The organism is Mesorhizobium sp. CA16, assembly GCF_020165175.1.
Lineage (GTDB): Bacteria > Pseudomonadota > Alphaproteobacteria > Rhizobiales > Rhizobiaceae > Mesorhizobium.
This window is the reverse complement of record NZ_JAIUHP010000007.1, coordinates 221,193-244,452: the sequence shown is the minus strand read 5'-3', so window position 1 is coordinate 244,452 and position 23,260 is coordinate 221,193. Positions and strand designations below refer to the sequence as shown.

Genomic DNA, 23,260 nt, shown 5'->3' with positions numbered 1-23,260 from the left:
AAGCATCTGTCCATATATTGGACACTAATTGACCGATCCGTTCAATGCCGCCAATGTCTGGCAAAGCGTCGGCATCAATCCCTTCCTGCTGCGGGTCCACAATCGCGGCTGACGAAGGAGAGGATCGATGAAAAGCTTCGTCTATAACGGCCAGCCGGCACGCGTCGTTTTCGGATCTGGCACCATCGCAAGATTGCCGGAAGAGATCGACCGGCTCGGGCTAAAACGCGTGCTCGTGCTGGCAACGCCGCCGCGCGAGGATGATGCCAGGCGTCTTGCCGGATCGCTGGGCGGCACCGCTGCCGGCGTCTATGCCAAGGCGACGATGCATACGCCCGTATCGGTGACCGAGGACGCGCTGCGTGTCGTGGCGAAACTCCAAGCCGACGGACTGGTTGCGGTGGGCGGCGGCTCCACGACGGGCCTCGCCAAGGCGATCGCCTTGCGCACAGACCTGCCGCAGATCGTGATGCCGACGACCTATGCCGGCTCGGAAATGACGCCGATCCTCGGCGAGACGAAGGATGGCGTGAAGGTCACCCAGTCGAGCCCGAGGGTGCTGCCGGAAGTGGTGATCTACGACATCGACCTGACGATGACGCTTCCTGCTTCCTTGTCGGGAACGAGCGGCATGAACGCCATCGCCCATGCGGTCGAGGCGCTCTATGCCAGGGAAAGCAACCCGGTGATAAATCTGATGGCCGTGGAGGCCATCGGCGCGTTGGTGCGCGCCTTGCCGGTCATCGCCGGGAGCCCGCATGACCGCGACGCTCGCTCCGAGGCGCTTTACGGCGCCTGGCTCTGCGGCATCTGCCTCGGCTCGGTCGGCATGGCGCTGCACCACAAGCTCTGCCACACGCTCGGCGGCAGTTTCGACCTACCGCATGCGGAGACCCATACGATCGTGCTGCCGCATGCGCTGGCCTACAACGCGCCCGCGGTTCCTGCCAGCATGGAAACCCTACGGGCCGTGCTGAAGGCGGGCGATCCTGCCATGGCTCTCTACGATCTCGCCGGCCGGATCGGCGCTACGCGCGCTCTGTCGCAGATTGGCATGCCGCCAGACGGGATCGACATCGCGGCGGACCGCGCGCTGGCCAATCCGTACTGGAATCCGCGGGCGCTGGAGCGGGAACCGATCCGGGCTCTTATCGCGCGCGCCTATGCCGGCGAGCCGCCGCAGGCCTGAGAAACCGAGCGTCCCAGGCGGCCGCACCTGAATATCAGTCGGTCTGGATCCAAATCGCCTTCGTCTCCAGATATTCGTGCAGATGCTCGATGCCGCCTTCGCGGCCGTAGCCGGACATCTTCATACCGCCGAACGGCACAGCCGGGTCGATGGCATGATACATGTTGACCCAGACCGAGCCGGCCTTGACGCGACGTGCGAGCTTGTGCGCGGCGCCGAGATTGGTGGTGAAGATGCCGGCCGCGAGACCGTAAGGCGTCGCGTTGGCACGCGCGACAACCTCATCCAGCGTGTCGAAGGGCATCGCCGAGATGACCGGCCCGAAGATTTCTTCGCGCGCGATCGTCATCTTGTCCGACACTGCGCCGAAGACGGTCGGGGCGATGAAGTTGCCGCCGTCATAGAGCTCGCCCGTCAGCCGCGAGCCGCCGGCGACCAGTTTGGCGCCTTCGTCGCTGCCCGCCTTGATGTAGCTCTCCACCTTGCCGGCCTGCCTGGCATTGATCAGCGGCCCGATTTCCGTCTCCGCCTCGATGCCGTGGCCAATGCGAAGCTTGCCGGCGAACTCGGCGACCCGGCGCACGAACTCGTCATGGATCTCGCGCGCCACGAACAGGCGCGAGCCGGCAATGCAGATCTGGCCCGAATGCACGAACACCGCCATCGCCGCGACCGGCACGGCCTTGTCGATATCGGCGTCGCGGCAGACGATGATCGGCGACTTGCCGCCGAGCTCAAGCGAAACGCGCTTGAGGTTGGCGACGCCGGCGCGCGCGATCGCCTGGCCGGTCAGCGTCGAGCCGGTGAAGACGATCTTGTTGACATCCGGGTGCTCGGCAAGCCGCGCGCCGGCCTCGGCGCCCGTCCCGGTGACGATGTTGACGACGCCGTCGGGAACGCCGGCCTTCTGCATCAGCCTCGCGATCAAGAGCGGCGTCAGCGATGCCTCCTCCGACGGCTTCAGCACGATGGTGCAGCCGGTGGCCAAAGCCGGCGCGATCTTCCAGATCGAGGCGGCGGTGGGCGCATTCCAAGGAATGATCGCGCCGACGACGCCGACCGGCTCGCGCCGGGTGAAGGTGACGATCTCGCCGGGGATGGAATTGTCGATCGTCTCGCCGTGCAGCGCGGTCGCCATGCCGCCATAGAAGCGCAGCATGCCGATGACCCGGCGCCGGTTGGCCAGCGTGCGGGTGATCGGCAACCCCATGTCGAGCGTGTCGGAAACGCTGAGCTCTTCCCAATGCTTCTCGAACAGGTCGGCGATCCTGAGCAGCACGCATTGCCGCTCGTAGGGCGAGAATTTCGACCAGGGGCCCTCGAAGGCCGCGCGCGCCGCGGCCACTGCAGCATCGATATCCGCTGCTCCGCCGCGCGGCACCGTCGCCAGCACTTCGCCCGTCGCCGGGTTCAGCGCCTGCATCTCCTGGCTGGATTGCGCCGCGACCCACTTGCCGCCGATGAACATCGGCCGGAATTCGCCATGGTAGAGCGTCGCGGCCTTCGCCTTCGGGTCGAAGTTCAGCGTCATCATCTCCTCCTCACGAATTCCGACGCGACTATTACTCCCGCGGCCGGCGACCTCAAACAAGGAAAGCCAAAAGGGCGTTCGGAAAATCGGACGTGCAACGCGCGTCTTCCCCTCGGCGATGCATCGATGGGCGGCGGCACAGGCCGCTGTTGCTCCGGCGGGGCTAACGAGCGCCGGGCTGTTCCATCGCCCGACCGTTTTGCGAAGCGTGCGGTTGCGCAGGCTCCGGCCGGCGGTTATGCCGGATTGAGATTTTCCCGCGAGAGGCAGGGCTGATGAAGGTCGTTTCCATCTCCAAATCGCATGGCGGAATCCAGGGCGTCTATTCGCACGCTTCCGAAGTCTGCGCCTGCGACATGACCTTTGCGGTATTCGTGCCGCCGCAGGCCAAGGACGGGCGGCTCCCGGTCCTGTGGTACCTGTCGGGCCTCACCTGCACGCACGCAAATGTCATGGACAAGGGCGAGTACCGGCGGATGGCATCCGATCTCGGGCTGGTCGTCGTGTGTCCCGACACCAGCCCGCGCGGATCCGACGTTCCCGACGAAAAGGACAATTGGCAGTTCGGCTGCGGCGCCGGCTTCTACCTCGATGCGACGCAAGAGCCTTATGCGAAGAACTACCGGATGTATTCCTATATCGCCGAGGAATTGCCGGCGCTCGTCGCCGCCAACTTCCCCGCCGACATGTCACGCCAGGCCATCTTCGGCCATTCGATGGGCGGACATGGCGCGCTGACGATCGCGCTCAAGAATCCGCAGCGCTACCGGAGCTGCTCGGCCTTCGCGCCGATCGTGCAGCCGTCGACGGCCGGGTGGTCGCGGCCGGCTTTCGAAAAATATCTCGGATCGGACGAAAAGACCTGGCGCGCCTATGACGCGACACTGTTGATCGAGGATGGCAAGCGATATCCGGAATTCCTGGTGGACCAGGGTACGGCGGACGGCTTCCTGCAGGATGGCCTCCGCCCATGGCTGCTCGAAGAGTCCTGCAAGAAGGCAGGGATCGACCTCACCCTGCGCATGCAGGAAGGCTACGACCATTCCTACAACTTCATCTCGACCTTCATGGACGATCATCTGAAGTGGCATGCCGCGCGGCTTGCGTGATCTATGACGTGACGACGCGCGCCACATGGTCGGCGATCGCCAGGCTGGAGGTCAGGCCGGGACTTTCGATGCCGAAGAGGTTGACCAGGCCGTCGATGCCATGCGTTGCGGCATCCTGGATCACGAAGTCGCTGTTGGCGTCGCCCGGCCCTGACAATTTCGGCCGGATGCCGCTATAGGCTGCCTGGAGGCTGTCGTCGGCCAGATCGGGCCAGTATTTGCGGATTTGGGCATAGAAGCGCTCGCCGCGCGCCGGGTCCACGCGATAGTCGGTTGTGTCCGTCCACTCGACGTCAGGCCCAAAACGGGCGATGCCGGCAAGGTCGAGGGTCAGATGGACGCCGAGGCCGCCAGGCTCGGGCACGGGATAGACCAGATGTGAAAACGGCGCCCGCCCGGCAATCGAGAAATAATTGCCTTTGGCGTAGCGAAGCGCCGGCAGGAATTGCCGGCCGAAGCCTTCGATCGAGCCGGCAAGCGCGACCGCGCCGAGACCGGCCGCGTTGATGAGACGCGGTGCGGCGACCTCGAACTCTGCGCCGCTCGCGGAATCCATCGTCCGCAGCACGATGCGGCCGGGCTCGACGCGGCCGGAGACGATGCGGGTGTTGAGCGAGAGCATTGCGCCGCTCCCCTCGGCATCGCCGAGCAGGGCAAGCATCAGCCCGTGACTGTCGACAATGCCGGTCGAGGGCGAGAGCAGCGCCGCGGTGCAACGCAGTGCCGGCTCCAGCTCTTGCGCTTCCTGGGCGGTGAGGAAGCGCAGGTCATCGACACCGCAGGTGTTGGCGTTGGCGCGAATGGCGGCCAGCACCGGTTCCTGCGTCTCGTCGGTCGCAACAATCAGCTTGCCGCAGCGGCGATGAGGGACCGAATGGTCGGCGCAGTAGCGATAGAGCATATCGCGTCCCGCGACGCAGAGCCGGGCTTTCAGCGAATCCTGCGGGTAATAGATGCCGGCGTGGATGACTTCGGAGTTGCGCGAACTCGTTTCGGTGCCGATGGCGTCCGCCGCTTCGACGATCAGGGTTTCGAGGCCAAGCGCCGCCAATTTGCGCGCAATCGCCAGACCGATCACGCCGGCGCCCGCGATGATGCAATCGACCTGCTCCACGTCCTGATCCTGCTGCGCGTCACTTACATCATTGCCGAGACAGGCCGAAGCTTGTTGGCGCTATCGATCCCGACGTCGCGGCTCTTGCGATCAGCCAGCGCGATGAGGCATCAACCGCCACAATGCAAGGCGGAACCTTCGGACTTCTCGATCAGAGGAGCGGTCCTATTTCCGCTTTGACGCCTGCACACAGGAGCCATCACGATGGACGCCACACCGAATTCGCCTGAAGCCCGCGACATCCGCTATCACATGCATGGCTATACCAACGCCCGCAAGCATCAGGAAACCGGTCCGCTGATCATCGAAAAGGGCGACGGCATCTATGTCGAGGACATTGCCGGCAACCGCTACATCGAGGCGATGGCGGGCCTGTGGAGCGTCGCTGTCGGTTTTTCGGAAAAGCGGCTGGTCGACGCGGCGACAAAACAGATGTCGAAGCTGCCCTTCTATCACGACTTCGGCTCCAAGGCGCATTCGCCGCTGATCGATCTCGCGGAGAAGCTGGTGCAGATGGCGCCGGTGCCGATGAACAAAGCCTATTTCACTAATTCCGGTTCCGAGGCCAACGACACCGCGATCAAGATGATCTGGTATCGATCGAACGCGCTTGGACAGCCGGCGCGCAAGAAGATCATCAGCCGCAAGCGCGGCTATCATGGCGTCACCATCGCCTCGGCAAGCCTGACCGGCCTGCCCAACAACCATCTCTCCTTCGACCTGCCAATTGCCAATATTCTGCACACGTCGACACCGCACCACTGGCGCGACGCCGAGCCCGGCGAAAGCGAGGAGCAGTATTCCGCGCGGCTCGCCGAGGAGCTGGAAAAGCTCATCCTTGCCGAGGGTCCCGAAACGATCGCCGCCTTCATCGGCGAGCCGATCATGGGCGCCGGCGGGGTCGTCGTTCCGCCTGCCGGCTATTGGGAGAAGATCCAGGCGGTGCTGGCGAAACACGACATCCTGCTGGTGGCCGACGAGGTGATCTGTGGCTTCGGCCGCACCGGCGAGATGTTCGGCTCGCAGACCTTCGGCATCAAGCCAGACATAATGGTGCTGTCGAAGCAGATTTCATCATCGTACCTGCCGATCTCGGCGCTGCTGATCAACGATCGTGTGTTCGAGCCGATCGCCGACGAGAGCGACCGCATCGGCACCTTCGGCCACGGCTTCACCGGCGGCGGTCATCCGGTCGCAGCCGCCGTTGCGCTGGAGAATATCAAGCTGATCGAGGAGCGCGACCTGGTCGGCAATGCGCGCAAGGTCGGCGCGCATCTGCAGGCGCGACTCAGCCAACTCGCCTCGCATCCGCTGGTGGGCGAGGTGCGCGGCGTCGGTCTCATCGCCGCCGTCGAGCTCGTCGCCGACAAGGCAACCAAGGCTCCCTGGGGCAAGCCGGCAGCGCTCGGCGCGCTGGTCAACGGCTTGCTGCAGCGGAACGGCGTCATCTCGCGCAATATGGGCGATGCGATCGCCTTCTGTCCGCCGCTGATCATCACCGAGGCGCAGGTCGACGCCTTGGTCGATGCGTTCGAGCGCTCGCTCGACGAGGCGATACCGCAGGTCCACCCGCGGAGCTGACCAAGCCGCGAAGGCCTAGCCAGCGGTAGCCTGCGGGCTGACAATCGGTCGTTCACCTTCCAGTGAGCGCGAGAAATTCCGGCGGAACATTCGCGTTTTTGCGCTGTTACATCCAAGCTGCAGCGCGGAAAGGAGCTTCCGCATGGAAAATCCGCAATCCACGGCAAGCATTGCCGGCCATCCCATACATCCCATGCTTGTCACCATCCCGATCGCCTGTTTCGTCGGGACCTTGCTCACCGATATTGCCTACTGGCGGACAGCGGAAATGACCTGGGCCAATTTCTCGGCCTGGCTGCTGACCGTGGGTGTCATTGTCGCCATCTTGGCCGCCATTGCAGGGCTTACCGATTTTCTTGGGGACCGCAGGATACGCGCTCAGCCGACTGCATGGCTGCACATGGGGGGTAACCTCGTCGTGCTCGTGCTGTCCTTCTTCAACATGCTCGTCCACACGCGCGACGCCTGGACGTCCGTGGTGCCGACCGGGCTGATCTTGTCGGCGCTGGTGGTGATCATCCTGATCTTCACCGGCTGGCTCGGCTGGGCTCTGGTCTATCGCCATCATGTAGGAGTGGCCGATGAGACGACTTGACAGCGCAATCAAATGGATGACGGCGGCGCTTTGCTGCGCAATAGCGCTGGGCGTTGCCGGCTGCAGCGATGACAACACCGACCCGAACGCGCAGATCGGCCCGAATCCGGAACTTCCGGAGATAAAGCAATACCTATTCCCGCCGATGCATCTTGCCTCGGTGGTCGGCTGGAAAAACGATGAAAAGCCGACGGTCGCGCAAGGCCTGCAGATCGAGGCGATGGCCAAGGGGCTTCAGCATCCGCGTTCGGTTTACATGCTGCCCAATGGCGACATCCTGGTTGTGGAGTCCAAGGCGCCGAAAGAAGCGTCGGTCAAGCGGCCGAAGGACATCGTCATGGGTCTGGTCGAAAGCTGGGTCACCTCCGGCGGCGACACCGGCCCGAGCAACCGCATCACGATCTTGCGCGACACCAATGGCGACGGCAAGCCGGATTACCAGGGCGTGTTCCTCGACCATCTCAACGCGCCCTTCGGCGTGGCGCTGGTCGGCAACGACTTCTATGTCGCCAACACCGATGCCATCATGCGCTATCCCTATCAGCCGGGCGACACGAAGATCACGGCGCCGGGCAAGGTGCTGACGGAACTGCCGGGCGGGCCGATCGATCACCACTGGACGAAGAGCCTGGTGGCGAGCCCAGACGGTTCGCTGCTCTATGTCGGCGTCGGCTCGAACTCCAACATCACCGAGAACGGCATCCAGGCCGAGAAGGACCGCGCTGCGATCTGGGAGGTCGACCGCGCCACCGGCCGCTCGCGCATTTTCGCCAGCGGGCTGCGCAATCCAAACGGCCTGACGTTCGAACCTGAAAGCAAGGCGCTTTGGACGGTGGTCAACGAGCGCGACGAGCTCGGGCCGAACCTGGTGCCGGACTACATGACCTCGGTGAAGGACGGCGCCTTCTATGGCTGGCCCTACAGCTACTATGGCCAGCATGTCGATCCGCGCGTGATGCCGCAGCGGCCCGACATGGTGGCGAAGGCCATCCCGCCGGATTACGCGCTGAGCTCGCATGTCGCGCCGCTCGGGCTTGCCTTCTATACCGCGAACAACCTGCCGCAATCCTATCGCGGCGGCGCCTTTGTCGGCGAGCATGGCAGCTGGAACCGCTCCCGCTTCAACGGCTACAAGGTCGTCTTCGTGCCGTTTAGCGGTGGGCATCCTAACGGCATGGCGCAGGATGTCGTCACCGGCTTCCTCAACGACAAGGGCGAGGCGAGGGGCCGTCCGGTCGGTGTTGCCGTCGATAAATCCGGCGCGCTGCTGATCGCCGACGATGTCGGCAATACGGTGTGGCGGGTGACCGCTGCGGCACCCGGCTCCTCCTAGGAACCTGGCTCAACGCCGACGTATCAGCCCAACGGCTTCTGCAGCACGTCGAATTGCGGGTTGGTTTCCGAGAAGATCGGCAGGGCCGCTGCGCCGAGGACGGATGTGTCCTTTCCCGCGGCGCCGACCACGACGCGCGGCGTGGTACGGGCGCTGGTCGAGCTCACCGAGAGATGGAGCGGTTCCAGCCGGCCGGCCAGTGCCTCGATCACCGGCAGCGGCATGAAGCCGCCGAGCACGACGGTTTCGGGATCGAGCGCCATTTCAAGGACGTCGATCGCCTGCCGCAATGGCTCGACCGCCTCGGCGAGCCATGCTTCGAAGCGGCTGTCGCCGCTTGCCAAAAGCTCGTCCAGCAGGTCGGGTGAGGCATGGTCCGGATCCGGCAGGTCGAGCCTGTCATAAGCGGCGCGCAGCGAGACGTAGCGCTCCAGGCAGCCGCGCTTGCCGCAGTCGCAGGGCAGGCCGCCCGGCCGCACGATGATGTGGCCGATCTCGCCGGCATTGTGGCGGCTGCCCTTGTAGAGATGGCCGTCGAGAAAGAGGCCGGCGCCGAGGCCTGTTCCGATGAAGAGATAGACGAAGCTGTCGAGCTTGCGGGCAACGCCATAAAGCCGCTCGCCTACTGCCGCCGCTGTGGCGTCGTTCTCGACGATCACGGCGATGCCGGTCAGGCGCTCCAGTTCTTCGGCCACCGGAAAGTCCTGCCAGCCTGGAAGGGCGGTCGGGCCGACCGAAGTCATCCCTTCGACGCCGAACGGCCCGGGCATTGCCATTCCTATGCCGAGCAGTCTGGTGCGGTCCAGCCGGCTGGTTGCGATCAGGTCGCTCGAGATCGCGGCTAGCAGCGGCATGGCCTGCGTGGGGGTTGGGCGGTCGACATCTCTCTCGATGCGCGCGCGCACGGTGCCGGAGAGATCGGTGACGACGCCGACGGCCAATTGGTGGTCGAGCTGCAGGCCGATCGAATAACCGCCATCGGGGTTGATCGAGTAGGGGACGGCGGGTTGGCCGCGCGCGCCTTTCAGCGTTGCTTCAGGTTGCAGCAGCCCGGCCGCTTCCAATTCCTCGACGATGTTGGAAATGGTCTGCGACGACAGCGCCGTCAGCCTCGCGATCGCCGCCCGCGACAGCGCGCCGTTGATGCGGATCGCTTCGATCACCACACGCCGGTTGTGCGATTTCGCCTGCTCGAGGTTGGTGCCGGAGATGGCTTTCTTGGGGATCATGAGATAGTTACCAGCCGCGGCAACCCTAGAATGGCACTTTAGAAAATCAAGTTGATTTGATTATCGGCTGGCCGAAAGCTTAGGCCGGTCCACAGGCTCGCATTTCGACGTCTCGGAATCGATTGCCAGGCTCGGCCGTTCAGCCGAAACGCGCCGCGGAAAAATCGGCGGCCGATGGCAGGGATTGGCCGGCGATTAAGCTGGCGACCCAGCGTGCTGTCACCGGGGCCAGCGTCAGCCCCAGATGGCCATGGCCGAAGGCATAGATCACATCAGGCGATTTCGTCGAGGGTCCGATCACCGGGCGAGAGTCCGGCAGCGACGGCCTGAAGCCCAGCCATTGCGACGAAGGCTTGCCGATGTCGGGGAAAAACTGCCGCACGCCGCGACCGAGCAGCGCCAGCCGGCGCGGGTTGGGCGGCGCATTGAGCCCGCCGAGCTCGACAGTGCCGGCAACCCGGAGCCTACCGTCCATCGGCGTCATATAGAAGCCGAGATCGACCGGGCAGACCGGGCGGTTGAGCAAAGGTGCCGTGGTCGGAAACTCCAGATGGTAGCCGCGCTCGGTGTCCAGTGGGATGCGGTCGCCGGCCTGGGCCGCGAGCGGGCGGGATCGCGCGCCAGCCGCAATCACCACTTTTTGCGCCGCGATGACAAGCCCTGGGCCGCTCAGCCGCACGCCGCCGGCACCCGCTGCGAGGCCGGTCACGCTCACGCGCATGAATTGAGCGCCCTTGGCGGCAGCGGCTGCCGCCAGCCGCGCCATCACCGTCCTGGGATCGCTGACATTGATCGAATCCGGGAAATAGAGGCCTTTGGCCTCGAACGCCGCGAGCCGCGGCTCCAGCGCGGCCACCTCATCGGCGGTCAGAGCCTGCTGATGGATGCCGAGTTCGGCCCGCAAAGCCCGCCCGCTTTCGGAGGCGGCAAAATCGCTGTCGCGGCGGTAGACATAGAGGCAGCCGTTTCGGCGCATCAGATCCTGAAGCCCGGCCTCCTGCACCATTTCGCGCCAGGCCGGCAGGGCTTCGGCGAGCAGGCCGGCTAGCGCCAGCGCATTGGCTCGGGTTGCCGCCGGCAGCGATTGGCGAACAAAGCGAACCAGCCATGGCGCGAGCTGGAAAAGTGCTGCCCAGCGCAGCGAGAACGGGCTGTCGGGATCGAGCAGCAGTTTCGGCAGCGCGCGCAGCACACCAGGATTACCGACCGGCATGCAGGCATATTCGGCGATCGTGCCGGCATTGCCGAACGAAGCGCCCGAGCCGGGCTCGTTCGGGTCGATGACCAGGACCTCGCGTCCTTCGCTTGCAAGGCGCAAGGCGGTAGCCAGCCCGACGACGCCGGCGCCGATGATGGCGATCTCGACTGATTTCGGCGCGGAGGTCATGGCCTCAGACGAAGCCCGGCAATTGCAGATGGCCAGCGGCGAGCAGCTCGGCCATGATGGTCAGCGCCGAACGCAGGTCCTCCTGCGATCGCGCCGCGCCGACATTGATGCGCACGCCGTGCTGCACCGGCTCGCGCCCGACGGCGAAAGCGTCGCCCGGCAGCACGGCGACGCCGCGCTCCAGGCAGGTGCGGGCAAAGCCGGCGCCACGCCAGGGCTCGGGCAGGCGCAGCCAGGCATGCGTCGAGATCGGGTTGCTTTGAACGTCGAAACGGCCGAGGATTTCGCTCAAGATCGCCTGGCGCTGGCGCAACTCCTGCTTCTGGATGTCGATGATGCGGGCGGCAGCCCCTTCCTCGATCAGCCTGGCGCCGATCAACGCCGTGAGCGGGCTGATGCTCCAGCAATTGATGCGGAGCGCCGCGGCGACCTGGCCGGCGATCGGGCGCGGGGCGATGACGAAGCCGAGGCGCAGGCCGGGCGCTAGGCATTTCGACAATGCGCCGAGATGGATCGTCAGCTCCGGCTCGAGGCTGGCGAAGGAGGGCGGCGGATCGTCGGCCAATGGACGGTAGACGTCGTCCTCGATAATCAGCACGTTGTGACGGCGTGCGACGGCCGCCAATTCATGCCGGCGCTCCTCGCTCAGCGTGATCGTCGTTGGATTGTGCAGTGTCGGCACCAGAAAAACGGCACGGGGGCGGAGCTGAACGCAAGCTGCCTCGAAGGCATCCGGACGCATGCCGCCGCGATCCATCGCGACGCCACGCAGATCGAGACCATGGACGCGACACAGCGCGTTGATACCCTGATAGGTCACCTCGTCGGCAAGTATCACTTCGCCATCCCTGGTGACGGCGCCGAGCACGCAGTCGAGGCCGTGTTGGGCGCCGGCTGCGAGCACGACGCGGCCGGGATCACCATCGCCGGCGACCGATTTCAGCCAATCGGCGACCGCGACACGGCCCCAAAGCGGCCCCTCTGGCGGATGATAATCCTGCAGCGAGGCGTAGTGACGATCCTTGGAAAGGCGCGGCATCAGCGCCGCGACGGCGTCGAGATAGGCTGACGTGGGCGGCCTGTTGACGGAAAGATCGACGATGCCGCTCTGGTCGCTCGGCGCCGACACGAATCCCGGACGCTCGACAATGTCGCGGGCGGCGACCGTGGTGCCGCGCCCGGGGCGCGCCTCGAGCAAGCCTTGCTCCTGCAAGGTGGACAGTGCCCGCGTCACGGTCGTGACATTGATGCCCAATGCACGGGCGATCTCGCGTTGCGGCGGCAGCCGGTCGCCGACGGCAAGCGTGCCCGCGGCAATGCGTTCGGCGATCGCGTCGGCAAGACGGCGATAGACCGGACTTTCATCCTCGGTGAGGCGAAGATTTTCGAGCATGAGGGATTCGAACTGCGGCTGACGTCTCACTTGTCGGGCATCTAGCATAAGACAACGATCCATACAATAGAGGTTGTACGGCACTCAATCAGATCAAAATTATCACTCAACATCGCATTTTTGCGCTTGACGGTGAAAGTTGTCCGCATCTATGGTCACTTTCAGCCTTATTGTGTGATCATACAAGCCGGACGCTTCCTGTTCAGCGGGCCGGTTCCGGGAGGACGAGGCATGGATCGCAAGCAGCAGACCGAATCGCCCCGCGGCAGCCGGGAAGGCGCGCGATGAGCGCCGGCCAGACCGTCGTCTCGGCAAGCGCCAACCAAGGCTTTGTCGAATTCGCCGACGTCGAGAAGTCCTATGACGGACGCAGCTTCGCGGTGACGCGGATGAACCTTGCCGTCGCGCGCGGTGAGTTCCTGACGCTGCTCGGCCCATCCGGCTCCGGCAAGACCACGACGCTCAATATGCTCGCCGGCTTCGAGCGACCGACGCATGGCACGATCACGCTAGAGGGCCAGCCGGTCGATCGGCTGCCGCCCTACCAGCGCAATATCGGCATGGTGTTTCAGAACTATGCGCTGTTCCCGCATATGACGGTAGAGGAGAATGTCGGCTTTCCGCTTTCCGTCCGCCAGGTGAGCAAGGCCGACATCGCGGCCCGTGTGGGCCGCGCGCTCGACATGGTGCGGCTGAAGCAATTCGGCGATCGCCGCCCGACGCAGCTTTCCGGCGGCCAGCAGCAGCGCGTGGCGCTGGCCCGCGCGCTGGTCTTTCAGCCGAACCTGGTGCTGATGGACGAGCCGCTCGGCGCGCTCGACAAGAAATTGCGCGAGCATATGCAGCTCGAAATCAAGCAGATCCACACCATGCTCGGCGTCACCATCGTCTATGTCACGCACGACCAGAGCGAGGCGCTGACGATGTCGGACCGCGTCGCGGTGTTCAACAATGGCGGCATCGCCCAGTTGGGCTCGCCAGACGATCTCTACAACACCCCGCAAAGCTCATTCGTGGCGAGCTTCATCGGCGAGAACAACACGCTGGAAGGCGTGGTCGAACGCGTCTCGGGTGGAGAGTGCCGCGTCAGGCTGAGCGGCGGCGGCGAGATCACCGCGCTGGCGGTCGGCGTCGCGGAAGGCAGCGCCTGCCATGTCGCGGTCCGGCCCGAGCGGCTCAGCCTGTCGAGTGCCGCCAATGGCGGCAACGCGCTGGCGGCGACCGTCGATGGGCGCATCTATCTCGGCGATCACCTGCGCCTGCTGGCCAGGCTCGCCAACGACCAGGTGCTGACCGTCAAGGTCGGCCCCGAAGCGACGATGGCGAACGGAGAGACCGTGACGGTCTCCTGCGCGCCCAACGATTGCCGCGCCTTCCCGGCCGATGCCGGAACGAGCGGCGCCATTCCAAAACAGGGGAAAATGCAATGACACAATTGAGAACACGACTACTCTCGCTCGCGGCCGCCACGGCCTGCATGAGCATTGCCGGCGCCGCCTTCGCGGACGAATTGTCGATCATGGCGAGCGGCGGCGCCTGGCAGGATGCGCAGCGCAAGGCCTGGTTCGAGCCGTTCAGCAAGGAGACCGGAGCAAAAATCCTGGAACAGGAATATCTCGGCGATCTCGGCAAGGTGAAAGCGATGGTTGAGACCGGCAATGTGCCGATCGACCTGGTGACGGTCGAGACCGCGACCGTGCTGCAGGGTTGCGACGCCGGCATCCTCGAGCGGCTCGACTATTCCAAGATCGGGCCGCGCGACAAATTCATCGAAGGCTCGGCGCTGGATTGTGGAGTCGGCCTCGATGCTTACGGCGATATCCTTGCTTATGACCCGACCGTGCTGAAGGAAGCTCCGACCTCGGTCCTCGACCTCTTCGACACGACGAAATTCCCGGGAAAGCGCGCCATGCGCAAGTTCCCGGCGCAGAACCTCGAATGGGCGCTGATGGCGGACGGCGTCGCACCCGCCGACGTCTATAAGGTGCTGGCCACGCCGGAAGGCGTTGACCGTGCGTTCAAGAAGCTCGACACAATCAAGAAGGGTATCGTCTGGTGGGACGCCGGCGCGCAGCCGGCACAGCTTCTCGCTTCCAAGGAAGTGGTGATGACCACCGCCTGGAACGGCCGCATCCAGAACGCGATCGACACCGACAAGAAGCCGTTCAAGATCGTCTGGAACAACCAGATCCTCGAATACGACATGATCAGCATTCCGAAGGGCGCGCGCAATCCGGAGCTTGCCTACAAATATCTCGCGTATATCAGCAAGCCCGAGAACAACGCCAAGCTCGCAAGCTACATCACCTATGGGCCGGTGCGCACCGACGCGGCTTCCTTCGTCGCACCCGACGCGCTGCCGAAGCTACCCAATGCTCCCGATCATCTCGCCGGCGCCTATCTCGTCGCCGACACCGAGTTCTGGGGCGACTATGGCGAGGACCTTGTCAAGCGCTTCAACGCCTGGCTTGCTCAGTAGGAAGGCGGGATGTCGGCGTTCCAGCCCAGCGAAATCGACCGGCCGACGCTGGCCCGCGACCGGTCAGCCGCCGACGCGGATCTGAAATCCGTGTCGGCAGCGCTCCGCCGCGCCGAACTCGGCGACCGGATGCGCTCGTTGCTTCTGGCAGCGCCGCTGCTCGTCCTTCTGGCCTTAAGTTTCGGTATTCCGATCGTGCTGCTTTTGTCCCGCGCCGTCTATGACCCGACCATCGCGGACGCACTGCCCAAGACGACCGCGGCCCTGGCCGGCTGGAACGGCCAGGGCCTTCCCGGCGACGACGCCTTCGCCGCGTTGGCGGCGGACCTCAAGAAAAACCAGGCCAAGGGCACGGCCTATGAACTGGCCAAGAGCCTGAACGCGCGGCTGCCTGGGGCCCGTAGCCAGGTGTTGAAGACGGTGCGCAAGCTCGAAAGCGCCGATGGCCAGGCCGCGCTCGACGCCATGAAATCGGTGCCGTTCTGGTCGGCGCCATCGACCTGGCCGGCGATCCGGAGCGGCACAAGCAGCCTCACCTCGTTCTACCTGCTCAGCGCGCTCGACCTGCGCTGGAACGCCGATGGCGGCATCGAGCGGGAGCCGCCCGAGCAGGCGATCTTCATCCAGGTGTTCCTGCGCACCTTCTTCGTCGCGGCGTCGGTGACGTTAGCAACGTTGATCCTCGGCTTTCCGCTCGCCTATCTCATCGCCAACGTGCCGAAGGGGCTAGCCGCCATCCTGATCGTCGCGGTGCTGTTGCCGTTCTGGACATCGATCCTGGTGCGTACCGCGGCCTGGACGGTGCTTTTGCAGAAGTTCGGCCTGGTTAATGATTTCCTGCTCCTGATCGGCGTCACCAGCGACCGGCTAGACCTGATGTACAGCCGCGTCGGCCTGATCATCGCCATGACGCATATCCAGCTGCCGTTCACGTTGCTGCCGATCTACAGCGTCATGCGCACCATTCCGGCCTCGCAGATGAAGGCCGCCTACTCGCTGGGCGCCAGGCCTTTCACCGCCTTCCGTCGCGTCTATATCCCACAGGTGTTCCCTGGCGTAATGGCCGGTTGCATGCTCACCTTCATCCTGTGCCTGGGCTACTACATCACGCCGGCGCTGATAGGCGGGGCAAGCGACCAGTTGATCAGCAATTTCATTGCCAACTACGTCAATGTCGAACTGAACTGGGAGATGGCGGCGGCGCTGTCCTTCATCCTGCTCGTCTTCACCTTGGCGCTGTTCGGCATTTTTGCCCGCGTCCTCGGCCTCGACCGCCTGAAGCTGGTGTAGCCCATGCTGCTCTCTCCCTATCCCACAACAGGCGAACGCATCCGCATCACGCTGCTGTGGATTTGGTGCGGGCTGGTCATCCTGTTCCTGTTGGTGCCGATCCTCATCCCGGTGCCGCTCTCCTTCAACAGCGGCGCCTTCTTCATCTTCCCGCTGGAGGGCATCTCGACGCGCTGGTACGAGGTCGTGCTCGGCACCCAGCGCTGGCAGTCGGCGATCGGCAATAGCCTGATCATCGCCCTCGGGACGACGGTGATCGCGACGACGCTCGGGACACTGACGGCGATCGCACTTTCCGACGAGAAGTTTCCGGGTCGGCGCATTATCATGCCGCTGCTTCTTTCGCCGCTGATCGTGCCGGTGGTGATCACAGCCGTCGGTTCCTATCTATTCTACGCCCGCGTTGGGCTCGCCAGCACTTATGCCGGCATCATCCTGGCGCATACCGCCTTGGCCAGCCCCTTCGTGGTGGTGACGGTAGGCGCTAGCCTGACCGGCTTCGACCGCAACCTGATGCGAGCCGCGGCGATCTCCGGCGCCAAACCCCTGACGTCGTTCTTTCGCGTCATGCTGCCGCTGATTCTGCCCGGCGTGCTTTCGGGCGCGGCCTTCGCCTTCGTCACCTCCTTCGACGAAGTGGTCGTCGTGCAGTTCCTGGCCAGCGCCAGCCAGCGCACCATGCCGCTCGAAATGTTCATCGGCCTGCGCGAAAAACTCTCGCCCGCCATCACTGCCGCGGCGACCCTAATGATGGCGCTATCCATCCTGCTTTTGCTGGTGGCGAACATTTTGGCACGGCGCAGCCGTAAGTCCTGAGGCTAACCCGCGACCAATTGGGCAGGAACGATCTCGCGGCTGACGCATTTTGCCTCGCGTCAACAGCTGAGGGACCAGATGCGCATAGCCCATGTCGCGCCGCTTTATGAAGCCGTGCCGCCGAAACTTTACGGCGGCACGGAGCGGATCGTCTTCTACATCACCGAGGCACTCGTCGAGCTCGGGCATGACGTCACGCTGTTCGCGAGCGGTGACAGCGAGACATCGGCGCGACTGGTGCCAGGCCGCGACCAGGCGATACGCCTCGATCCGCGGCCGAAGAAATCGGAAATCGCCGCGCATCTGGCGATGCTCGCCGATGTGCGCGAACGCGCCGGCGAATTCGACGTCATTCATTTCCATCTCAGCCATTTCCTGCATTTTCCGTTCTTCGAGCAGATCGCGGGTCGCACGGTGACGACGCCGCATGGCAGGCTCGACTATGTCGACCTGGCGCCGGCCTACAAACGTTTCCCGCGTTTCCCGATGATCTCGATCTCGCACAGCCAGAAGCGCGGCTTGCCGGATGCGAACTGGCTGGCGACGATCCATCACGGACTGCCGCTCGATGCCTACCGGCCGACCTATGAACCACATGGGGAAGAGCCGTATCTCGCTTTCCTCGGCCGCCTGTCGCGCGACAAGCGACCGGACCGCGCCATCGAGATCGCGCGCCGGTCCGGGTTGAAGCTGAAGCTGGCGGCCAAGATCGGCGACGACGACCGCACCTATTTCCGCGACAACATCGAGGCGCTCATCGATGGCGACCACATCGACTATGTCGGCGAGATCACGGAAGACGAGAAGGCCGAATTCCTGGGCAACGCGGCAGGCCTGCTGTTCCCGATCGACTGGCCGGAACCGTTCGGTCTCGTCGCGATCGAGGCCATGGCCTGCGGCACACCGGTGATCGCCTGGAACAACGGCGCCCTGCCGGAGATCGTCGACAATGGCGTCACCGGCTTCGTCGTGGACAATGTCGACGATGCGGTCGCATCGATGCCCGCGCTTCTCGAACTCGACCGGCGGCAGGTGAGGGCAGTCTTCGAGAAAAGGTTCTCGGCGACAAGAATGGCGCGCGACTACCTTTCTGCCTATATGCGTCTGACCGGCATGCCGGAGGCCAGGGCCTCCTGACCTTGACTGCCTAGAGCCGGATGATTTCAGGTCTGTTCGACCTGAAATCTGAATCCGGCTCCAAATCAAAGAGATAGAGCATGATGTCGTCCGAAACCCGCCTCACACTTTTCGGCATCATGCTCTAGGGTGGGGCAACCGAAGAGGTGACGAATGACGGAGCTCGACGAGCGCAAGCTCGATCCTGCCGTGGCCCTTTCCTCGCTCGACGAGACGGCGCCGCGAGAACCGCACCGGCTTTTTGCCCTCAAGCAGGGCGACTGCTTCGCCGTCGCCGACGCCTATGGCGACATCAGGGGTTCGGGCGACGGGTTCTTCCGCGACGACACGCGCGTGCTGTCCGAATTCCGGCTGACCATCGGCGGCAGGCCGATGTCGCTGCTCGGTGCATCGCTCAGCCAGGACAATGTGCTGTTCACGTCCAACCTGACCAACCTGCCTATTCAAAGCGCTGCCGGCCGCGATATGCCGCAGGGCGCGATCCATATCGAGCGCGTCAGGCTGATCTGGCAGGACAGGCTGTTCGAGCGCATCACGCTTTCCAACTACAGCCGCGAGCATTCCACCATAACCGCGTCGCTGCATTTCGCCGCCGACTTTCGCGACATGTTCGAGGTGCGCGGCTCGACCCGGGTGAAGCGGGGCACCACGCATATCGCCAAGACCGACAAGACCACGGTCCTGCTCGGCTATGACGGCCTGGACGGCTTGCCGCGACTTTCGGCAATCTCCTTTTCGCAGGCGCCAGACCAGTTGAGCGACAATCGCGCCGATTTCCTCATCGCCGTAACCAAGCGCAGCCGAAAGGTGCTTTATGTCGAGGTCGGCCCCGCGATCGCCGACCCGCCCGATCGCGACCGCTTCCGCGCCGCGGCGGCGCGCGCGCGGTTCGGCATGCGCGCCAAGCGCAGGCACGGCGCCACGGTGCACAGCTCGGGGCGCGTGTTCAACGATTGGGTCGAGCGCGCCCGCGCCGACGTGGCGCTGCTTACCACCGAGCTTCCGACCGGCCCCTATCCCTATGCCGGCATCCCATGGTTTTCGACCGCATTCGGGCGCGACGGCGTGATCTCAAGCCTGCAGATGCTTTGGCTCAATCCCGGCCTGGCGCGCGGGGTGCTTGCTTTTCTGGCCGAGCACCAAGCGACCGAAACGTCGCCCTTTTCGGATTCGCAGCCCGGCAAGATCATGCATGAGACGCGCAAGGGCGAGATGGCGGCGCTGCGCGAGCTTCCTTTCGGCCGCTATTACGGAGGCGTCGACACCACGCCGCTTTATATCCATCTGGCTTCCGCCTATGCCGACCGCACCGGCGACATGGCCTTCATCGACAAGCTTTGGCCTTCGCTGAAAGCCGCTGCCGACTGGACGGAGGAGGCGAGCCGCGCCACCGGTTTCGTCACCTACCAGCGCGCCGCCGAGTCCGGCCTCGCCAACCAGGGGTGGAAGGACAGCTTCGATTCGGTCTTCCACGCCGATGGGCGCATCCCAAAGGGGCCGATCGCGCTGGTCGAGGTGCAGGGCTATGTCTTTGCCGCCTTCCGCGGCATGGCGGCGCTCGCACGCCGCCGCGGCGAATTCGCCGACGCCGAGCACTGGGAGGGCCGCGCCGAGGAAATGCGGATCGCCGTGGAACGCGATTTCTGGCTGGACGACCTGAATTTCTACGCCTTGGCCATCGATGGCGAGGGCCAGCCCTGCAAGGTTCGAACGACAAATGCCGGGCACCTGCTTTTTGTCGGGCTGCCGCAGCCCGACCGCGCCAAGCTGGTCGCCGAGCAGCTGCTGTCGGCTGCCTTCCATTCCGGCTGGGGGCTGCGGACGCTCGCCGACGATGCGGTGTTCTTCAACCCGATGTCCTACCACAACGGCTCGATTTGGCCGCACGACACTGCGCTTTGCGGCGTGGGCCTCGCCCGCTATGGCGAACGCGACAGCGTTGTGCGGCTGATGAGCGGCACTTTCGAATCGGCCGTTCATTTCAATATGCGGCTGCCCGAATTGTTCTGCGGTTTCGCCCGGGCGCCGGGCGAAGCGCCGATCGCCTATCCGGTGGCCTGCCTGCCGCAAGCCTGGTCGGCAGGCTCAACCTTCATGCTGATGCAGGCCTGTCTGGGCCTGGAAATCGATGGCTGGAAAGGCGAATTGCATGTCACGCGCCCGAGGCTGCCGATCGGTATCGACACCCTGATGCTCCGGCATCTGAGTGTCGGGGACAAGGTCGTCGATGTGACCTTCCAGCGGGTCGGCGACCGTGTCGCCGCCTTCCTTTCCGATCGTCATGAAGGCCAGGTGCCGCTTATCGTGCGGACTTAGAAGAAGGCGTCGCAAGCCCGCGTTCAACAATCGAAAAATGTCGGAACCCATGGCCGGCTTGTGCGTTGCACAGGTGGACCGGTCTGCCGTCCGCAGCCGGCAAGAACGAAAATAATGAGCGGACAGCCGGAGGCAGCCTGGCATTTCAATGACACAATACAGCGTTCTGTTACTGGTCCTTATTCTCGCAAGCCTTGGACTTTCCGCATTCGCCATTTTCATTTCGATATCCCGGTACCGTCGCAATCACCCGAGGATTTCGGCTGTGGCAGGCCCCGGCGACGACTTCGCCACAGAGGCCGCGCGCAAGGTGCTGCGCGAATTCGAAAAGAACGGGCAGTCGGTCGACGCGGCCCTGGTCACATGGTCGCCGGAGACGTTGCGCAAGATCCTCGCTGACGAGTTGCCGGATGCGCAGGTCATCATCGTCTCCAATCGCGAGCCCTATATCCACAACGAAACCAGGAACGGCGACGTCGAGCTTGTCGTGCCGGCGAGCGGACTGGTCTCGGCGCTGGAACCGATCACGCGCGCTTGCGCCGGCACCTGGATCGCCTATGGCGGCGGCACTGCCGACCGGACGGTGGTGGACAGGAACGACCGGGTGCAGGTGCCGCCCGGCAATCCTTCCTACACGCTGCGCCGCGTCTGGCTGAGCGACGACGAATATCAGGGCTACTATCTTGGCTTCGCCAATGAGGGCCTGTGGCCGCTCTGCCATATCGCGTTCACGCGCCCGATCTTCCGCGAATCCGACTGGGAGGCTTATGAGGCCGTCAACCGCAAATTCGCGGAGACGGTGGTTGCCGAGGCGCGCAACGAGCGGCCGATCGTGCTGGTCCAGGACTACCACTTCGCGCTTCTGCCGCGCATGATCCGCGAGCGCCTGCCGGAGGCGATCGTCATCACCTTCTGGCACATACCGTGGCCGAACTCGGAAGTGTTCAGCATCTGCCCGTGGCGCGAGCGTATCCTCGACGGCCTGCTCGGCAGCTCGATCGTGGGCTTCCACACCCAGTTCCACGCCAACAACTTCACCGAAAGCGTCGACCGTTTCATGGAAAGCCGGATCGAGCGAGCCGACGCGGCCATTTCCTATGGCGGCCAGGTGACGCTGGTGCATTCCTATCCGATCTCGATCGAGTGGCCGGTTGAGCTGCTGAAAACTCTTCCGAGCGTCGAGGAGTGCCGGGCGCGCGTGCGCAAGCGGTTCAGAATTCCAGCTGGCGCCAAGCTTTGCGTCGGCGTCGAACGCCTCGACTACACCAAAGGCATCCTCGATCGCTTCCATGCGCTTGAGGAACTGTTCATCCGTCATCCAGAAACGATCGGCAACGTCGTATTTCTGCAGATCGCTGCACCAAGCCGGGGCACGCTGCCTGCCTACAAGCAGCTGCACGATGAATGCCTGCGCTATGCCGACGAGCTCAACCAGCGCTACGGCAGCAAATCCTATCAGCCGGTCGTCATGGTGGCCGAGCACCATTCACAAGCCGCGGTCTATGAGCTTTATCGCGCCGCCGACATCTGCCTCGTCACCAGCCTGCATGACGGCATGAATCTCGTCGCCAAGGAGTTCGTGGCGTCGCGCGACGACGAGCAGGGCGTGCTGCTGCTCAGCACCTTCGCGGGCGCCTCGCGCGAATTGCTGGAGGCGCTGATCGTCAATCCGTACGACGCGGCGATGATGAGCGAGGCGATGCTGCAGGCGATGACCATGGGGCCGGACGAGCAGCACGAGCGCATGCGGCGCATGCGCGACATCGTGCGCGACAACAATGTCTATCGCTGGGCCGGCAGCATGCTGCTCGACGCGGCGCGGCTCAGGAAGCGCGGCGACCTCGACCGGGTCACGGCCCTATACGACCGGCCGGCAAGCCCCACCGGCGACAATGTCGTTTCCATGTTCGAACGCAAGCAGGCAGTCGGATTCCGATGAATAGTCAGGCAGACCTTACCCCGCCGCTTCCCGAAGGCCGGTGGGCGCTTTTCCTCGACATCGACGGCACCTTGCTGGAGCACGCGGCGCATCCCGACAGCGTGTCGGTCAGCGCCGAGTTGCGGCAATTGCTGCAGACGATCGAACGGCGGCTGGACGGAGCGCTCGCCTTCATCACCGGCCGCTCGATCGCGGCCGTGGACCATCTGTTCGATCCCTTGAAGCTCAGGATCGCCGGCCTCTACGGGCTGGAGCACAGGCTTGCGCCGGATGGCCGGATCGAGGCCGCCGACGAGCCGGCGGACATGGCGGCGCTCGCCGACGAGATCGAACTGGAGCTGGCAAGCAAGGCCGTCTATGTCGAGCGCAAGGGACCTGTGCTCGCCATCCATACGAGGGCAGCGCCCCAGCTTCTGGCACGGGCGACGGAACTGGTCGAGGCAGCGCTTGAGCGCCTGCCGAAAGGTTACCGTGTCATCGCCGGCAATGCCGGCGTCGAGCTGATGCCGCTCGAGGCCGCCAAGGGCGCCGCGATCCGGCGCTTCATGCAGACGGGTCCGTTCAGCGGCAGGCGTCCTGTGTTCCTTGGCGACGATACGTCCGACGAGAACGGCTTCGAAACGGTCAATGCCGCCGGGGGAATTTCGATCCGGGTCAAGCCGCAGGGCGAGACCACCGCGCGCTTCGCCATCGAGGATGTTGCGAGCGCCATTGCCTGGCTCGAGGCCAATTTCGGAGGGCCGGCCACGCAAACGCCAAGGAGTGATCTAGTCGCTTAGGCAGGCGCTGCAGGCCCGTGATCATGGCGATAATCTCGTTCTT

General features: G+C 64.4%; 18 protein-coding genes. 13 read left to right on the top strand and 5 right to left on the bottom strand.

The window, feature by feature from the left end; all coding sequences use genetic code 11:
* Positions 1-127 precede the first annotated feature (127 nt).
* Entirely contained in the window at positions 128-1,189 is a 1,062-nt protein-coding gene (locus LB525_RS13230) for a maleylacetate reductase (RefSeq protein WP_224544951.1), read from the top strand.
* Positions 1,190-1,223: 34 nt separating this feature from the next.
* On the opposite strand, the gene LB525_RS13225 is transcribed toward LB525_RS13230, so the two are convergent.
* The gene (locus tag LB525_RS13225) at positions 1,224-2,720 is read right to left on the bottom strand and encodes an aldehyde dehydrogenase family protein (protein WP_224544962.1); all 1,497 of its coding nucleotides are present in this window, start codon (positions 2,718-2,720) and stop codon (positions 1,224-1,226) included.
* Between the two features lie 275 nt (positions 2,721-2,995).
* Here LB525_RS13225 and fghA point away from each other — a divergent pair, with 275 nt between their 5' ends.
* Positions 2,996-3,829, top strand: a complete 834-nt coding sequence (gene fghA, locus LB525_RS13220; RefSeq protein WP_224544950.1) for an S-formylglutathione hydrolase — start codon at positions 2,996-2,998, stop codon at positions 3,827-3,829.
* 1 nt (position 3,830) lies between these two features.
* On the opposite strand, the gene LB525_RS13215 is transcribed toward fghA, so the two are convergent.
* Positions 3,831-4,943, bottom strand: coding sequence for an NAD(P)/FAD-dependent oxidoreductase (locus tag LB525_RS13215; protein WP_224544949.1), 1,113 nt, complete (start codon positions 4,941-4,943; stop codon positions 3,831-3,833).
* Positions 4,944-5,147: 204 nt separating this feature from the next.
* On the opposite strand from LB525_RS13215, the gene LB525_RS13210 reads away from it, so the two are divergent.
* The 3 genes from LB525_RS13210 (at position 5,148) to LB525_RS13200 (ending at position 8,452) form a co-directional block, all read left to right on the top strand.
* Positions 5,148-6,524 (top strand): aspartate aminotransferase family protein, encoded by a 1,377-nt coding sequence (locus LB525_RS13210; protein WP_224544948.1) that lies wholly within the window; start codon positions 5,148-5,150, stop codon positions 6,522-6,524.
* Positions 6,525-6,666: 142 nt separating this feature from the next.
* Positions 6,667-7,119, top strand: a complete 453-nt coding sequence (locus LB525_RS13205; RefSeq protein ID WP_224544947.1) for a DUF2231 domain-containing protein — start codon at positions 6,667-6,669, stop codon at positions 7,117-7,119.
* Entirely contained in the window at positions 7,106-8,452 is a 1,347-nt protein-coding gene (locus LB525_RS13200) for a PQQ-dependent sugar dehydrogenase (RefSeq protein ID WP_411971022.1), read from the top strand. The genes LB525_RS13205 and LB525_RS13200 overlap by 14 nt, the downstream gene beginning before the upstream one ends.
* A 23-nt stretch (positions 8,453-8,475) precedes the next feature.
* Here LB525_RS13200 and LB525_RS13195 read toward each other — a convergent pair whose 3' ends face one another.
* From LB525_RS13195 to LB525_RS13185, 3 genes are all read right to left on the bottom strand, one after another.
* The gene (locus LB525_RS13195) at positions 8,476-9,681 is read right to left on the bottom strand and encodes an ROK family transcriptional regulator (RefSeq protein ID WP_224544946.1); all 1,206 of its coding nucleotides are present in this window, start codon (positions 9,679-9,681) and stop codon (positions 8,476-8,478) included.
* A gap of 139 nt (positions 9,682-9,820) precedes the next feature.
* The gene (locus LB525_RS13190) at positions 9,821-11,068 is read right to left on the bottom strand and encodes an NAD(P)/FAD-dependent oxidoreductase (RefSeq protein ID WP_224544945.1); all 1,248 of its coding nucleotides are present in this window, start codon (positions 11,066-11,068) and stop codon (positions 9,821-9,823) included.
* A gap of 4 nt (positions 11,069-11,072) precedes the next feature.
* On the bottom strand, positions 11,073-12,461 hold the full coding sequence (locus tag LB525_RS13185; protein ID WP_224544944.1) for a PLP-dependent aminotransferase family protein: 1,389 nt from the start codon (positions 12,459-12,461) through the stop codon (positions 11,073-11,075).
* A 284-nt stretch (positions 12,462-12,745) separates the two neighbouring features.
* Here LB525_RS13185 and LB525_RS13180 point away from each other — a divergent pair, with 284 nt between their 5' ends.
* From LB525_RS13180 to otsB, 8 genes are all read left to right on the top strand, one after another.
* Positions 12,746-13,891 (top strand): ABC transporter ATP-binding protein, encoded by a 1,146-nt coding sequence (locus LB525_RS13180; RefSeq protein ID WP_224544943.1) that lies wholly within the window; start codon positions 12,746-12,748, stop codon positions 13,889-13,891.
* The gene (locus LB525_RS13175; protein ID WP_224544942.1) at positions 13,888-14,940 is read left to right on the top strand and encodes an ABC transporter substrate-binding protein; all 1,053 of its coding nucleotides are present in this window, start codon (positions 13,888-13,890) and stop codon (positions 14,938-14,940) included. The genes LB525_RS13180 and LB525_RS13175 overlap by 4 nt, the downstream gene beginning before the upstream one ends.
* A 9-nt stretch (positions 14,941-14,949) precedes the next feature.
* On the top strand, positions 14,950-16,230 hold the full coding sequence (locus LB525_RS13170) for an ABC transporter permease (protein ID WP_224544941.1): 1,281 nt from the start codon (positions 14,950-14,952) through the stop codon (positions 16,228-16,230).
* A 3-nt stretch (positions 16,231-16,233) separates the two neighbouring features.
* Positions 16,234-17,046 (top strand): ABC transporter permease, encoded by an 813-nt coding sequence (locus tag LB525_RS13165; protein WP_140838984.1) that lies wholly within the window; start codon positions 16,234-16,236, stop codon positions 17,044-17,046.
* Between the two features lie 78 nt (positions 17,047-17,124).
* Positions 17,125-18,183: a glycosyltransferase family 4 protein gene (locus tag LB525_RS13160; protein WP_224544940.1), complete on the top strand. Its 1,059-nt coding sequence runs from the start codon at positions 17,125-17,127 to the stop codon at positions 18,181-18,183.
* Positions 18,184-18,336: 153 nt separating this feature from the next.
* Entirely contained in the window at positions 18,337-20,499 is a 2,163-nt protein-coding gene (locus tag LB525_RS13155; RefSeq protein WP_095769803.1) for an amylo-alpha-1,6-glucosidase, read from the top strand.
* 148 nt (positions 20,500-20,647) lie between these two features.
* Complete coding sequence (locus LB525_RS13150) at positions 20,648-22,438, top strand: trehalose-6-phosphate synthase (RefSeq protein WP_224544939.1); 1,791 nt, start codon at positions 20,648-20,650, stop codon at positions 22,436-22,438.
* Positions 22,435-23,217, top strand: coding sequence for a trehalose-phosphatase (gene otsB, locus LB525_RS13145; RefSeq protein WP_224544938.1), 783 nt, complete (start codon positions 22,435-22,437; stop codon positions 23,215-23,217). The genes LB525_RS13150 and otsB overlap by 4 nt, the downstream gene beginning before the upstream one ends.
* Positions 23,218-23,260: the final 43 nt, after the last annotated feature.